This is a genomic window from Paraburkholderia podalyriae (assembly GCF_014397785.1).
GTDB lineage: Bacteria > Pseudomonadota > Gammaproteobacteria > Burkholderiales > Burkholderiaceae > Paraburkholderia > Paraburkholderia podalyriae.
Window position 1 is genome coordinate 57,957 of record NZ_VZQQ01000009.1, and the last position, 13,328, is coordinate 71,284.

Consider the following 13,328-nt stretch of genomic DNA (forward strand, 5'->3'; position numbering starts at 1 on the left):
TTCCTTCAGCGCCCGATCCAGCCGAACCGCCACGACAGCCGTCTTGTGGTCGCGAGGAGCCTTTGCGCGGTCGGGCCATGCAGGCTGTCATCGAAGCTGCCCGACGTACCGATCACCGCAACCACCAGACTGACACTCCCCGTGTGATCGAACACGGGCGCGGCCAACGCGCCGATGCCCGGCACCGGCGCATCGAGCGCGTCATCGATGCCTTGGTTCAGAACCTTCTCCCGCCGTGCCAGATAGGTCGGGGCCAACGACGGCGGGCCTTTTTTCGGCGACAGGAGCACTTCCGCAACCGGCGCGCCCGAGAGCCTGATTGATTCCTGCGACAACAGCCCGACCAGTACGTCGTCCGCGAGATGCGCGGCGAACACGCGTCCTATCGCCGTGTTGACGAGCGACATCACGGTGCCGACCCGCAGGCTCACGTGTTGTGGTGTCGCCGATTCTTCGAAGCGGATCACGGTAGGCCCCAGAGGTCCAAGGATCGCCACCGCGACACTCATGCCGGACTCCGCCGCGAGCGTGACGATCTCCGGTTCGGCGTCGCGAATCGGCGACATGCGCTGCAACGCGATCAGCCCGAGTTCCAATCCGAGCGGTCCCGCGCTGAAAAGACCCGCGTCGTCGCGGCTCAGCAAGCCCACCTTGATCAGACTCACCAGATGCGGAAACGCCTTGGCGGCGGGCATATCGGCGGCGGCGGCCAGATCGCGCAGCGACAGCGGACGGCCGGCGGCAACGAGTGCAAGCAGCAGTTCGCCGGTGTTGTCGAGCGCGCTGATCCCGCGCTGAGCTTTCGTGTCGTTGAGTTGGGGCGTGTTCGCGTCAGCCGCGCCCGGGGTTTCGATCTGCATGGTTCTCAGGCGGGTGTGATCACCGCTTCGGTGATACGTCGGGAAGTTTCGAGCAACTGACGCGCGACCGCACCATCCCACTCGACGTCGATCGCGGCCGATGAGCCGATCGCCGTCAATGCGAGTTGCATCCGTTGATCGCCATCGAACACCGGCACGCTGAGACTGCTGATGCCCGGACTCGGCGCATCGATTCCGCGCTCGATGCCGCGAGCGCGGATTTCATCAAGGCGTTTGCGCCACTTCGGGCTCGCCAGCCCTTTGGCAGCGCGGCCACGGGCCGGCGCCGCGTCCGTCGACTGAGCTTGGCTTTGCACCATTTCCGCGACCTGCTCTGGCGCGCAGAACGCGCAGAAGACGCGCCCCGTCGACGTCGCTTCGAGCGACATCACCGTGCCGATGTGCAGATTCACATGCAGCGCAGCACCGCTGCGCTCGTATCTCACGATGGTCGGTCCCTGCACGCCCGCCACGCAGATCGCCACGCTCAGACCTATCCGCTCCGCGAGCGCGGCCGCATACGGCACCGCGATGCGATAGACCGGTTGCTGTTCGATATGCATCAGGCCAAGTCGCAACGACAGCGGCCCCGGCTCGTAGTTTCCGGTAAGGGCGTCGCGCTTGACGAGGCCGAGCCGCGTCAGGCTCACGAGATACGTATGAGCCTGCGCCGACGATAGTTGTGCGTCGCCGGCCAGTTCGGTCAGCCCGAGCGGTGCGCGCTGTCGCGCGAGCGCCTGCAGCAGACGTCCGCCGACTTCGACGCTCTGAATGCCCCGCTGTTTCTTTTCGATTGTCGTATCAGCCATCGTGTTGTCCAACCTTGCCCCCGAAGGAGATTCGGCTCGTTCGGTGTCGCCCGTGGAAGGCCTAGATGGTATCCGATCGGACCGTGCCGACCAACCAACGGAGTTTACCCTAGCTTAGTGAATGACAAGCTATTTTGTCATTGACAAATCACAACATGACGACGACCATGAGTCATCCCCCAACGACTCGTGAGACGGAGACAGACATGGCGAAGGCTTTCGCATCCCAGGCGGATCTGGAAGAAAAGAAGATCACGTGGACCCAATTGTCGGAAAACGCGTATGCGTACACGGCCGAGGGCGACCCCAACTCGGGCGTGATCGTCGGCGACGACGGCGTGCTGATCGTCGACACCACCGCCACGCCGGCCATGGCGCAAGACCTGATCGCGAAGATCCGCAGCGTCACCGACAAGCCGATCAAATACGTCGTGTTGTCGCACTATCACGCGGTGCGTGTGCTGGGTGCGTCGGCGTACTTCAAGGAGGGCGCGCAGCAGGTGATCGCCAGCCGCGGCACCTACGAAATGATCGTCGAGCGCGGCGAAGCCGATATGAAGTCGGAGATCGAACGCTTCCCGCGTCTTTTTGCAGGCGTCGAAACGGTGCCCGGTCTGACGTGGCCGACGCTGGTTTTCGAAAAGGAAATGACGCTCTTTCTCGGCAAGCTCGAAGTGCGCATCGCGCATCTCGGCTCCGGCCACACGAAGGGTGACACGGTCGTCTGGCTGCCGTCGCAGAAGGTGCTGTTCTCCGGCGACCTGGTCGAGTATGACGCGGCCTGCTATTGCGGCGACGCGCAACTCGAACAATGGCCGGCGACGCTCGAGGCATTGCGCGCCCTGAACGCGGAGAAGATGGTGCCGGGTCGCGGGCCCGCGCTACTGTCGCCGGCGGAAGTGAACAAGGGCCTCGACTACACGAAAGACTTCGTCACCACGCTGTTGCAGGCGGGCCGTGACGCATTCAAGGACAAGCTCGATCTGAAGGGCGCGATGGCGCTCACGCGCAAGGCAATGGACCCGAAGTTCGGCAACGTCTTCATCTACGAGCATTGCCTGCCGTTCGACGTGTCGCGGGCCTACGACGAAGCGAGCGGCATCAGCCATCCGCGCATCTGGACCGCGCAGCGCGACAAGGAAATGTGGGACGCGCTGCAGAATTGATCGCCCCCTCGCACTTGGGGAAAGGTCGCCACGCTTTCGCATGTCGTGCTCGATGTCGCGTTTATCTCGGCGAGTTCCTGCGATTTGCGGCGCGGCGCCACCACGCCTTCGGCGCCGAAAGTCGTCGTGGAGCGTGCGGCGATGGACGTAGCTTCGCGCAAATGGCTCGTGTCGGGCTGCTCGAAGTACGGCACGGTCGGACTGTACAAAGCTGCGACGCTCGAGTCAGTCGATCTCGTCGTCACCGACAACGGATTCGCTGCGGACGCCGCCATCGCGATCCGACAAGCTGGCACCGAGCTGGCTCTAGCGTCCGCTAGATAGCGGACTTCGCGCTGCTAGCCGGCAGCCCCTGGGACCCAACACCTCACAACTGACGCGCCCCCGCCGAAGCCCCGTCTCCCGGCGCGGACGCCGCAACACCCATCTTCGCACCACCCGCACTCATGCTGTCGTTGCCGGCCTGGTGCGCTTTCTGACAACTCGCTACGCCGCAGATCAACGACGTAACCAGTAGAACCGCCAATATGAATCGACTCATCTCTGCTCCTCGCGTCGGTCATTGGTGACGCTGCAGCAGCGGACATGCCCAATCGCGCAAGCCTCGCGAACCGAAGGTCAAGCGAAACGTTCAGGCATAACTGATGCGCGCGACGACGCCACCAGCTCCCACAGCGAAAGGAAAAGCCAATGTCCACCGCGCCGTCCGCTATCAGACATCCCGCCAGACATCCGTCGAAACTCCCGCCCGCGATCTTCGGACTGTTGAACCCCATCCCGTATGGCATGTTCGTCGGCGCGTTGATCTTCGACCTGACCTACATGAGCACGCGTAACGTGTTCTGGGGCAAGAGCGCCGCGTGGCTCGTCTCGGTGGGCCGATCATTGCCCTCATTCCGCGCCTGCTCAATTTCGGTCACGTCTGGGAATGGCAGCGGTATGTGTTCATCGACCATCTGCATTCCCCGTTCGGCATGCAGCTCGTCGGCGACACCCTCTATGTCGCCGATACCGATGCGATCCTGAAGTTTCCATACAAGACGGGCGAAACCACCATCAGCGAGCGCGGCGTCGAGCTCGCCGATCTCCCCGATACGGTCAACCATCACTGGACCAAAGCCCTGCTCGCCAGTCGTGACGGCAAGAAGCTGTATGTGGGCGCCGGCTCCAACAGCAATGTCGGCGAGAACGGCCTCGAAGTCGAGTACCGGCGCGCGGACGTACTCGAAGTCGATACGGCGACGGGCGCAAGCCGCATTTACGCGGCGGGCATTCGCAATCCGACCGGCCTGCAATGGGAACCGACGACGGGCCGACTCTGGGCCATCGCGAACGAGCGCGACGAGCTCGGCCCCGATCTGGTGCCCGACTATCTGACGTCGGTGAAGGAGAATGCCTTCTACGGGTGGTCCAAAAGCACGCGATATGCAATTTGAGCGGATCGACGCAAAGCCGCGCCAGCCAAGGCTTTCAGCGAATTCTGGCTATCCTGGAGAACCGGCAACGGCGGCGCTTACGGCGTGCGCGAGAATCGTTCATGCTCGGCCGTATGGTCAACGACACTGGAGCGCGCCATGTGTTATCAGAAACCCGTACAGCTGCTGGAAAACCTGCTCGAAGCAGTGCCGCTCAAGCCGAACGATCGCGGCCACACCGCGATGGATGACTTCGACCACTTCTGCGCTTACACGGGCTGCTCCGAGGACCTCCTAGGCCCGCAGGCTTTCGCATGGGTCAAGCTCGCCTACATCGACGCCAAGACAGCCGCATCGTGCTAGCAATCCGGGCCGACGACCACCGCCGCAAGTCGACCCGCTCCAGCCGTTCATCTTTCCCTGAAGCGGACGCTCACGGTCAACAACGGCCAGCGGGTGCAGGCCGATGGCCGTCCGACCGAGCGGGGGTAAGCCCGCGACTCGGCGGCAATGCCAGGACACTGACCACCTCAAAAGAGCACAGTGTCTCGGGTTCACTCGCCGTGAAAGCAACATAACCCTCCGGATGTCACTTACTTTTCAGTCCGTCTCGCCAGGCGATCGCTTCGAGTTCGACCCGGACTGCGTCCTCGACGGCAACTACGGGGTGCGCCCGAAATTCAAATGCAGGGAATGTCGAGCAAACTTTGTGAACCGCCAATGGATCGTCGCAGTCAACCAACATGTGCCCACCCCACTCTCCCACGCGCACCACGAAAAACTCGATCTTGAAGTTGTCTGGCGCCTTCCACTGACTAAATACATCAAGGATTCGCTTCTGGGCATTCTCGTACTCTACAGGCGACCCTTGCGTGCGTTCGAACCAGCTAATGACGTACTTCATTGCCATCCTCCTTTAAAACATCGATGTCGACAGAACGCTCGCCGTATGGACGGGCTAGCGAATCAGCAAGCGACAACTGGAGCAGCGGCGACGAATGCCCATTGCCTTTTGCCCTTCTTATGCATCGCTTGAAAATGGCCAATGAGGGTCGTTTTACGTGTTCAGAACCGGACGCCAACCACGGTGACTAGCGACGGCGGCCCCGAACCGTGACGGCGTTGGTGATCGCCATCAAGTCAGCTTAGCTCATCGCCAACGGCATTCGATGGAAATGTAACTGCGAGCGCAGTTAATGGCCGAACCCTGCCCGATGTCGATCTCGATCGACTACCGCTCGTCGCTGAAACGCGACCGGCAAAATGCGACCCAACCCGGCCGTTTGGTCGCGAGGATTCTAGCGGCGCTTCCTTAGCTACAACGGCCATTCGCCCAGGAGCGCGCACCGGCCGCCTCGGTCGCCTCGGTCGCTCGCCGACGGAATCTGCACGTCGCCGCAGCCAGGGGACGCTTCGTCACTGCGTGCTGTGAGGCTTGAGCACCGTTGCCATGTATTCCGTCGCAAAGTCGACGAATGCCTTCACCCGGGCCGGCGTGACTTGCTCCGCAGTGAAATTCGTTGGTGTCGGTTGCGCAAAAAGTGTGCCTATGGGGGCTACTTAATCAGCGGACGCCGCCTGAAATGCATCGGGACGTGCGCAGTATCGAGCGCGTCGCACATCAGCTCGAAGCCGGCATTGTCGGCATCAACGAAGGTGCACCCGCAAGCGAGGCTGGTTCACCCGGATCCCCTGGGGATTACCAGACCCGTGCCGATTGCAGTCGAATCGCATAGTCGAGATGCAAGATGAAAATCACCCGCGCTCTGACGAGCAGCGCCTTCAGTTCCGCGTTTTTCGCGGCGGGAAGCAGCGTGTTGTCCACCGCATGAACCAATTGCTGGTGATATGCGATCTCTTGATAGAGGTAGTCTCCGTCGAACGCGTACTCATCGGCCGCATTCAACCTGGCAAGGTTGTCATCCCCTTCGTTCCGAAACGCCTCGCTCATCCTACTATTTTCGGGGTAGAGCATCAGCCTCTGCGTCAATTCGACGGCTGACTGATACAAGTCCCTGTGTTCTGCGATCATTTGTCCAGCGAAATTCTGGATGCTTCTTCTCTGGCTTCGGCTTAGCGCGAGGTTGCCCGCCTCGATTTCGGCTCGATTCGCGACCATGAGGATGGCGGCGATTTGCTGGTCAGTGTGTTGCGCGTGTACGTCATACATGCACAGCGACAATGCAGCGAGTAACACCAGCGCGGCGGCTTTGCGGCTCGGGATCATCTTTCGCCTCCGGTTCGAACCATTGAACGGACACGTCTGCTGCGGTACTGCATTGACCGGTTGCCGTACCGTTGTAGCCGTTGCTTTCCAAGGTCCCATTTTGCGCCCAAGACGCGCGGTCGAGTGGCCTGTCTCAACGGCGGAGCCGACGTTGGAACGTCCCGGCTGTAGGAAGGACGAACGCCTCTTGATGGCCGGGAGTCGCCTCAGCCGGATCTTGAGGCGTGTGCCGCGCCTCACAGCGATCTAGCGCTTCTGTCTGAGCAAGTCAAATTGGCGCTGTTGTCTCAGCGAATTCAGTTCGCGCTGTTGCCTCAGCAAATCCAGGTCGCGCTGTTGTTTCAGTAATTGGAGTTGTTCGTTCTGGAGTTCGATCTGTTGCTTCTGCGCTTCCAATTGCGCTCTATAGGCCCCCATGCTTTGGTCAGCCAGCGCTCCCTGCGGGTAAGTCTGCGCGTAGGTGATGGAACAGCCAGCCGCCAATGTCGCAGCAACGATAAGTGCTTTCATGATGCCCCTCGCACGGATGCTCCTTTGAAATATCTTAGGCCAGAAAGGCCGGGCATCGGCGGGACCGACGTGGCTATCGGCGTCGTGCCTGGATCGGTGATTGCGTATGTTGAGCGAGCGGCGTGCTTTTCGCAGTGGCAACGAGAGGCCGGGATCGACCCGGTGCGGCCACACAATTTTCTCCAAAGCGGCCCTTTACCCCCTTGATGGGCGATCCAACGCTCTCTGTCAAGGCCTTTGCCGGCCGCCGTGGGTTGCCCTCGCGCCCCCCAGCCCAGAAGGTTGACGAGGCTACGCATTGCAATATTTGATCCTTGCCCTATGATTTTTACGGCAAGTCAGCTACTTCGCGGGAGAGCATCGGCGCTCCATCGCAAGTGCAGACCTAAAAATCTGAAACAGGGGTTAAACATGTTCGCTCGCTAAGGCTAACAGGCACTGCTGTGATATCAGGGACCGTACGGCCTCAATGTCTTTAATTGCTAGCGGACACGGCGTCCCAAGGTGAAAATTAAGCCAATGTGCCGCAGGCATCTCCTCTATGCGCGAGTACAAGGCTTCTGGCAGTGCCCATCGTTTTGTCAGTCTCACGAACAGCCGAGAACGTTGATATGCCGAATGTCCTTGACGCGATTGCTGACCATCCTCGGCCGAACGATCTTGCGACCTGGTGGTCACGCCAAGATCGAGATCAAATGGCTGCGGCACCGCTCGAAGACGAAGAGCAGGCGTATTTGGACGTGTACACCTCCGATTCGGTTCCCAGAGAACTGCGCATCGGCCAAGGCATTGCCGATCCGATAACGCTTACGAGCGAGGATCTAGAGCGGGCGCGGCGCTTGTTCGGGGACAGCTTTGCTCAGCGAACGCAGTTCTGCAATCGCGAAAATCGGCGCCGCATTGTTGCGCACTACATTTACACTCATCCGGCGACGATTGCTTATGCCTTGAATCTTTACCGACTCACTCGGGATGTGGTCCCTCCCCTCTTCATCTTGGAGCGAATCTATGAGCTTTTCAGCGGGGAAGAGGCATTCACCGGTACAAAAATTTCTCGAATAAACGCCGCTGTAGATTTGGCCATACCGATCGTGGCAATGCGGCTGTTACGCTTGGCACGTGCCGGCTTAACAGTCGTTGAACCGAAAGGTCCACGTCGCCTTTTAACGGATCCAATCTGGGACCTGCCGCCCGAAGGTGGTGGCATACGGATTAATGATCGTTGGTACACCGAACACGCGCTTGAGCGCATGGCACCTGATACTGCAGAGATCAGAGCTCTAATGCGGACTCGGGCGGGTGAACGGCTTCGCCGCATCGGAATCGTAGAAGGATCGACAGAGTGGAACCTATGCCTCAAACGTGCGCTCGAAAAGATTAACCCGCGAGGGGTGCCGCCCTCAGTTGTCGAGGCCGAGATTGCGCAGCGGGGCTCAACTAGCGTGCGCGTTATCACCGCGTATAGGGGGCAAGTGGTCATCACGGTAATACCGCGACACTGAGCGGTGTGACTTATGCAGTTGGTCAATGTGCTCACGAGACGGAGTGCGTACACGATGAGCGATAAATGGATGCATGCAAGCTGTCCATAGGACGAGAAAACTATTCGGGATCGCATCATTGAACTTGATCGTCGACATAGTGCTCATTCTGATGAATGGATCTGGTGAAATGGTGCTTCGGATTCAATCTAACTTGTCGTCATGGCAACCCACGAGCCGCAACACCGCCTAAACCGCGCGAGTCAGCAAACTCGAACGCCCGTTTTTTCGTGCGTTGCACAAGCCGCAGTAACCGAACAGCCAAGGCCCACGTCCAGACGGCGGGCAAACCCATCGTGTCGTATGTTCTCGGCATCGTGCTGAGTCGCTTGACATGCTGCTATTGAATGCCCTTCGCAGTTCGATTGTCAACGATCGTCCCAGTGATGTCGGATGACCGAAATTGGCCGACTAAAGACGGCCCTGCACTCGGCTGGGGCGGTTCGTTACGAACGGATCAGGAACTACCGGCGTGTTTCTTTTGCCCCTCGGCTTCCTCTAAGAACGTCTCGATGATCCACGCGAGCAGACGGCGCCGGTCCGGTCGCAGTCCCGACAGCGAGACCGACTCGGTATGAGAATGGCTCAGGCCGAGTTGCCGGAATTCGGGACTATGTTCACCCAATAGCAGCGCATAGGGATTCGCGTTGAGTTCGAGGACGATGCGTAGCAGGTGATCGGCGCGCAGCATCCGGCTTTCGCCCGATTCGAGCTTGAAGATTGCCGTGGTCGACACGCCTATCGCACGGCCCAGCCTGACCTGGGAGATACCGCGCTCGATCCTGAGCTTCCCGATCCGCTGACTGAGTTCCGTCATATCGTCCATAGATTCCGTTTATAAGGACCGTTAGTTTTTACCGATAGTCGGGTTATAGACACGCCGGAGAAAAAGTTTTTAAATTCCCTCTCAACGTTCTGTTCCATCAGGTAATGCGCCGCGCATAAAACCCTACACGCCGACGCACAACCTGCTAACTGATGGAGATACGGATATGCAGGCCGCACAACGGCTCTTACGGGTCAGACCGGTTCCAGTGAGCAATGCCTTCGCTCCGGAAGCGGTCGAGGTCACGGTGAATTGCGCGATACTGCGCCGGCTACTCGAGGAACACGCCATTCTGTGCTGGTTCGCGCTGGGCAGACGGTCGGTCGGCGGTGTGGTGGCAGGGTGGTGGCAATGAAGGTAATGAAGTCTGACAGGGAAGTCGAACGCTATGCGCTCGCCGCGCATAGCGCGCTGATGCACATCGAACTGATCGCGCGACGCGGCGGGAACGTTGCCGCGCTCGCCGCTATCGAGAAGATCGCACGCGATACACAGGCCTGTGCACCGCGTCAGGGTTCGCTGCGAAGAAAAGTCAGGTGTGGAAAATCGGTCAAGTCCGGTTAAAGCCGGTATCGACTCCTGTGCGATAACAACAATTCGCCCTTAATGCCGCGCACAGGTGACGCCCGCTATCGGCGCGGACGTTTGTTCTTTTGACAGGGCATAACTGCAATGAAACATGGAGACGATAACGACGCACCGCGTGGGCTCTCTGGCTGAACATCCTGCACCTGATGAAACTGACCGGCTGGAATCAGGCGCAGGTCGCCGAACTCATGTGGGCCTACACCGCGAAGGACATCAGCGTGCTACAACTCAAACACGCGCTGGCGACGATGATTAGCCGGCGACAGCATAAGTGGAATTACTCCGGTGCGCTCGCGGCATTGTTCAGGCTGCCCCTGTCCGTTCTCGTCGGTGAAGACCTGCGCACCTGCAGCGGCAATTCGGCTTCAGTCGCGCTGAAGTGCTTCGGCATGCCGAAGCCGAGGCGAAGAAAGATGCGCGCTGGCGGGCGGCAGTGCGCGATGATATCTACGGCTACTTCCACGAACTCGGCCACACAATCCTGAGTCCGCGCGAACGGGATACCCGCAGCCAGGAACCCGCGCATCTGGATCAGGACGGCGGTAGCGGCCAGTCAACGTGCAGCGGATAACCGGCCTGCCGCGGCACCGCGTCGAGCGCATCGCGGTAGGTCTGCCAGTCATCGAAGGTCTGGCCGTATAGCTACTACGGCCAGCACGTCGATCCACTCGCCCAACCGCAGCGTCCCGACCTCGTCGCGAAGGCGATTGCACCTGACTTCTCGATCGGCTCGCATGTTGCACCGCTAGGACTGACGTTCTATACCTGCAACAACCTGCCGTCGCAGTATCGCGGCGGCGCGTTCATCGGCGAGCACGGCAGTTGGGACCGCTCGCCGTTGAGCGGTTACGTGGTCTCGTACGTGACGTTCGAGAACGGCAAGCCGGTCGGCGCGCCGAAGGATGTCGTGACGGGTTTTGCATCGCCGGATCAGAAGGAGTTGGATGGCGCACCCGTGGGCGTCGCGCAAGATCGCGACGGCGGCCTGCTGGTTGCCGACGACGTCGGCAACACGGTGTGGCGCGTGACGGGCGCGGGCGGCTGATGCGCACAGCGCGATCGCCTGCGGTGCGGATGCCCTCGTGCGGATACCGCGACATAGTTATGACTCGTACGACGATCCGTTCGCCCAACCGGCGGCGCTTGCTGGTCGCGCTCGTGCTGAGCGCCTCGGCCATGTGGAGGGCCAATCCCGCTTGCGCGCTCTACGCCATCGCCCAATACGGCGAGCCCAAATACCCAGCCGGTTTCAAGCACTTCGACTACGTCAACCCCGACGCCCCCCGCGACGGCACGCTCGTGCTCGCGAATCCGAACCGGCTGACGAGCTTCGACAAATTCAACCCGTTTACGCTGCGCGGCAATCCCGCACCGGGATTGGGACTGATGTTCGAAAGCCTGACGACCGGCAGCGCCGACGAAGTAGCGAGCGCATATTGTCTGCTCGCCGACGACATCGACGTGGCGAAAGACGGCCTGTCGACAACCTTCCACATCAATCCGAAGGCGCGTTTTTCGAACGGTGATCCGGTCACGGCAGCAGACGTCAAGTTCTCGTTCGATACGCTGAAAAGTCCGCAGGCGCTGCCGCAGTTCGCGGTGTACTTCGGGCAGATCGCGCGCGCGGTGGTGGTCGACCGGCTGACGATCCGTTTCGATTTCAAGGTCGCGACACGCGAGATGCCCCTGCTCGCGGGCGGAATCCCGGTGTTTTCGCACAAGTGGGGCATCAGGCCGGACGGGACGCGCATTCCTTTCGACCAGCTCGCGTTCGAAAAGCCGATCGCCAGCGGCGATTATCTGATCGACCGATACGACAATGGCCGAACCATCAGCTACAAGCGCAATCCGAACTATTGGGGCGCGTCGCTGCCCGTACGCGTGGGCACGCACAACTTCGCGCACATCGACTACAAGCTGTACGCGGACGCGGTCGCGCAGCTCGAAGCATTCAAGGCGGGTGAGTACGACGTACTCGTCGAACACACCGCGCAAAGCTGGGTGCGGCGCGATATCGGCAAGCGCTTCGACAGCGGCGAGCTGATCAAGCGCGAGTTTCCTCATCACAACGGCGCCGGCATGCAGGGCTTTTTCATCAACCTGCGGCGACCACTCTTCCGGGACGTGCGCGTGCGCGAGGCGCTCGATCTCGCGTTCGACTTCGAGTGGCTCAACCGGCAGCTTTTCTACAATCAGTACAAACGCACGGACAGCTTCTTCGTCAATACGGACCTGCAGGCCAAGGGCCAACCCAGCGAAGGCGAACTGGCGATTCTGGAGCCGCTGCGCAAGGAGCTCGATCCGGCCGTGTTCGGCGACATGCCGCAACAGCCCGACACCGACCCGCCGGGATCGCTGCGCGCCAATCTGATCAAGGCGCGCGAACTGCTGGCGCAGGCAGGCTGGACCTATCGCGACGGTGCGCTGCGCAACGCGAACGGTCAGCCGTTCGTCTTCGAACTGCTCGGCGACGCGGGCGGCGGCGTGTCGATGGAGCCCGTCGCCGCCGTATTCGGACGCAATCTGCAGAAGCTCGGCATCACGATGATCTTTCGTACCGCCGATTTCGCGCTGATTCAAAAGCGCATCGACGCGTTCGACTTCGACATGACGACCGTGCGCCTGCCCGACGTGCAGGTGCCGGGCACCGAGCAGCTGTCGCGCTTCGGCAGCAAGTACGCGGACGAGCCGGGCTCCGATAATGTCGCCGGCGTGAAGTCGCCCGCCGTCGACGCGATCCTGCGCAAAGTGCTGGGCGCCCAAACGCGCGAGCAGCTCGTCGATGCGACTCACGCGCTCGACCGGGTATTGATGAACGGCTATTACGTGATTCCGCACTGGTATTCCGCGGTTCATCGCATCGCGTACCGTAACAGCCTCGCCTATCCGGCGAAGCTGCCGCTTTACTTCGCCGCCGACGAATGGGTACTGTCCACGTGGTGGCGCAAGACGCCTGGACCGGATCTTGCGCCTCCTCGATGATTGGAGGAAAACAATCATGACGAGACTACTCTTTGCAATCATCGTGGCAGTCGGCCTCGCGGGCTGCGTCGTCGCCCCGCCGCCCAGCTATGGCTATGGTTATGAGCCAGCGCCCGCCTATGGCTATGCTCCCGGGTATTACGTTGCGCCGTCGGTGAACCTCGGCATCGGCATTGGCGGCTACTGGGGTGGCCATGGGGGCCATTGGCACGGCCATTGAATCAGACCTTCGCGAAGGAAACGACGACATGCGATTGCGCCGCGTCTCGGACCATGACGCGGCGTCGATCCCGCATCGACCGTCGTTCCCGACAATCCACTAGCGCTTCCGAACCAGGGTAAACATCCATCCTCCCGCGAAGTACTTCAAAATGGTTGGGGTACGGAGTATATTCGCGTTCAGC

At 60.7% G+C, this 13,328-nt stretch carries 13 protein-coding genes and 4 pseudogenes; 10 read left to right on the forward strand and 7 right to left on the reverse strand.

The features are described from left to right. Positions 1-5: 5 nt before the first annotated feature. Positions 6-860 (reverse strand): IclR family transcriptional regulator, encoded by an 855-nt coding sequence (locus F6X42_RS12705; RefSeq protein WP_187634557.1) that lies wholly within the window; start codon positions 858-860, stop codon positions 6-8. Positions 861-865: 5 nt separating this feature from the next. Beyond that, complete coding sequence (locus F6X42_RS12710; protein ID WP_187634558.1) at positions 866-1,669, reverse strand: IclR family transcriptional regulator; 804 nt, start codon at positions 1,667-1,669, stop codon at positions 866-868. Between the two features lie 206 nt (positions 1,670-1,875). Between F6X42_RS12710 and F6X42_RS12715 the strand changes: the two genes are divergently transcribed. The 4 genes and pseudogenes from F6X42_RS12715 to F6X42_RS12735 all read left to right on the forward strand — a co-directional run bounded on the left by F6X42_RS12715 (position 1,876) and on the right by F6X42_RS12735 (position 4,613). After that, on the forward strand, positions 1,876-2,835 hold the full coding sequence (locus F6X42_RS12715) for an MBL fold metallo-hydrolase (protein ID WP_187634559.1): 960 nt from the start codon (positions 1,876-1,878) through the stop codon (positions 2,833-2,835). A gap of 42 nt (positions 2,836-2,877) precedes the next feature. After that, positions 2,878-3,159: pseudogene (locus tag F6X42_RS12720) on the forward strand (DeoR/GlpR family DNA-binding transcription regulator); the annotation flags it as partial. Positions 3,160-3,764: 605 nt separating this feature from the next. After that, positions 3,765-4,253 (forward strand): annotated as a pseudogene (locus F6X42_RS12730) (PQQ-dependent sugar dehydrogenase); the annotation flags it as partial. Between the two features lie 156 nt (positions 4,254-4,409). Next, positions 4,410-4,613: a hypothetical protein gene (locus F6X42_RS12735; protein ID WP_187634561.1), complete on the forward strand. Its 204-nt coding sequence runs from the start codon at positions 4,410-4,412 to the stop codon at positions 4,611-4,613. 226 nt (positions 4,614-4,839) lie between these two features. Here the strand turns inward: F6X42_RS12735 and F6X42_RS12740 are convergent, their stop codons facing one another. The 3 genes from F6X42_RS12740 to F6X42_RS12750 all read right to left on the reverse strand — a co-directional run bounded on the left by F6X42_RS12740 (position 4,840) and on the right by F6X42_RS12750 (position 6,987). After that, positions 4,840-5,154, reverse strand: a complete 315-nt coding sequence (locus F6X42_RS12740) for a DUF3303 domain-containing protein (protein WP_018423621.1) — start codon at positions 5,152-5,154, stop codon at positions 4,840-4,842. A gap of 795 nt (positions 5,155-5,949) precedes the next feature. Next, complete coding sequence (locus F6X42_RS12745) at positions 5,950-6,477, reverse strand: DUF4142 domain-containing protein (protein ID WP_187634562.1); 528 nt, start codon at positions 6,475-6,477, stop codon at positions 5,950-5,952. 246 nt (positions 6,478-6,723) lie between these two features. Then, positions 6,724-6,987, reverse strand: a complete 264-nt coding sequence (locus F6X42_RS12750) for a hypothetical protein (RefSeq protein WP_187634563.1) — start codon at positions 6,985-6,987, stop codon at positions 6,724-6,726. A gap of 611 nt (positions 6,988-7,598) precedes the next feature. Here F6X42_RS12750 and F6X42_RS12755 point away from each other — a divergent pair. Next, entirely contained in the window at positions 7,599-8,489 is an 891-nt protein-coding gene (locus F6X42_RS12755) for a hypothetical protein (RefSeq protein ID WP_187634564.1), read from the forward strand. Positions 8,490-8,985: 496 nt separating this feature from the next. Here F6X42_RS12755 and F6X42_RS12760 read toward each other — a convergent pair whose 3' ends face one another. Then, the gene (locus F6X42_RS12760) at positions 8,986-9,345 is read right to left on the reverse strand and encodes a helix-turn-helix domain-containing protein (protein WP_187634565.1); all 360 of its coding nucleotides are present in this window, start codon (positions 9,343-9,345) and stop codon (positions 8,986-8,988) included. Positions 9,346-9,705: 360 nt separating this feature from the next. Here F6X42_RS12760 and F6X42_RS12765 point away from each other — a divergent pair, with 360 nt between their 5' ends. Both F6X42_RS12765 and F6X42_RS12770 read left to right on the forward strand, forming a co-directional pair. Beyond that, a complete protein-coding gene (locus tag F6X42_RS12765; RefSeq protein WP_187634566.1) occupies positions 9,706-9,918 on the forward strand; it encodes a hypothetical protein in 213 nt (70 codons plus the stop codon). A 170-nt stretch (positions 9,919-10,088) separates the two neighbouring features. Beyond that, positions 10,089-10,427, forward strand: a complete 339-nt coding sequence (locus F6X42_RS12770; protein ID WP_187634567.1) for a hypothetical protein — start codon at positions 10,089-10,091, stop codon at positions 10,425-10,427. A 46-nt stretch (positions 10,428-10,473) separates the two neighbouring features. On the opposite strand, the pseudogene F6X42_RS45875 reads toward F6X42_RS12770, so the two are convergent. Beyond that, positions 10,474-10,557: pseudogene (locus F6X42_RS45875) on the reverse strand (hypothetical protein); the annotation flags it as partial. Between the two features lie 16 nt (positions 10,558-10,573). On the opposite strand from F6X42_RS45875, the pseudogene F6X42_RS12780 reads away from it, so the two are divergent. The 3 genes and pseudogenes from F6X42_RS12780 to F6X42_RS12790 form a co-directional block, all read left to right on the forward strand. Beyond that, positions 10,574-10,987 (forward strand): annotated as a pseudogene (locus F6X42_RS12780) (PQQ-dependent sugar dehydrogenase); the annotation flags it as partial. A 131-nt stretch (positions 10,988-11,118) separates the two neighbouring features. Then, entirely contained in the window at positions 11,119-12,924 is a 1,806-nt protein-coding gene (locus F6X42_RS12785; RefSeq protein WP_246530089.1) for an extracellular solute-binding protein, read from the forward strand. Between the two features lie 16 nt (positions 12,925-12,940). Further along, a complete protein-coding gene (locus tag F6X42_RS12790) occupies positions 12,941-13,144 on the forward strand; it encodes a hypothetical protein (RefSeq protein WP_187634569.1) in 204 nt (67 codons plus the stop codon). Positions 13,145-13,328: the final 184 nt, after the last annotated feature.

Bases quoted from the DNA above. Each gene is read 5' to 3' on its own strand.
- F6X42_RS12705 (WP_187634557.1), bottom strand. From the start codon at position 860: ATGCAGATCGAAACCCCGGGCGCGGCTGACGCGAACACGCCCCAACTC.
- F6X42_RS12710 (WP_187634558.1), bottom strand. From the start codon at position 1,669: ATGGCTGATACGACAATCGAAAAGAAACAGCGGGGCATTCAGAGCGTC.
- F6X42_RS12715 (WP_187634559.1), top strand. From the start codon at position 1,876: ATGGCGAAGGCTTTCGCATCCCAGGCGGATCTGGAAGAAAAGAAGATC.
- F6X42_RS12735 (WP_187634561.1), top strand. From the start codon at position 4,410: ATGTGTTATCAGAAACCCGTACAGCTGCTGGAAAACCTGCTCGAAGCA.
- F6X42_RS12740 (WP_018423621.1), bottom strand. From the start codon at position 5,154: ATGAAGTACGTCATTAGCTGGTTCGAACGCACGCAAGGGTCGCCTGTA.
- F6X42_RS12745 (WP_187634562.1), bottom strand. From the start codon at position 6,477: ATGATCCCGAGCCGCAAAGCCGCCGCGCTGGTGTTACTCGCTGCATTG.
- F6X42_RS12750 (WP_187634563.1), bottom strand. From the start codon at position 6,987: ATGAAAGCACTTATCGTTGCTGCGACATTGGCGGCTGGCTGTTCCATC.
- F6X42_RS12755 (WP_187634564.1), top strand. From the start codon at position 7,599: ATGCCGAATGTCCTTGACGCGATTGCTGACCATCCTCGGCCGAACGAT.
- F6X42_RS12760 (WP_187634565.1), bottom strand. From the start codon at position 9,345: ATGACGGAACTCAGTCAGCGGATCGGGAAGCTCAGGATCGAGCGCGGT.
- F6X42_RS12765 (WP_187634566.1), top strand. From the start codon at position 9,706: ATGAAGGTAATGAAGTCTGACAGGGAAGTCGAACGCTATGCGCTCGCC.
- F6X42_RS12770 (WP_187634567.1), top strand. From the start codon at position 10,089: ATGAAACTGACCGGCTGGAATCAGGCGCAGGTCGCCGAACTCATGTGG.
- F6X42_RS12785 (WP_246530089.1), top strand. From the start codon at position 11,119: ATGTGGAGGGCCAATCCCGCTTGCGCGCTCTACGCCATCGCCCAATAC.
- F6X42_RS12790 (WP_187634569.1), top strand. From the start codon at position 12,941: ATGACGAGACTACTCTTTGCAATCATCGTGGCAGTCGGCCTCGCGGGC.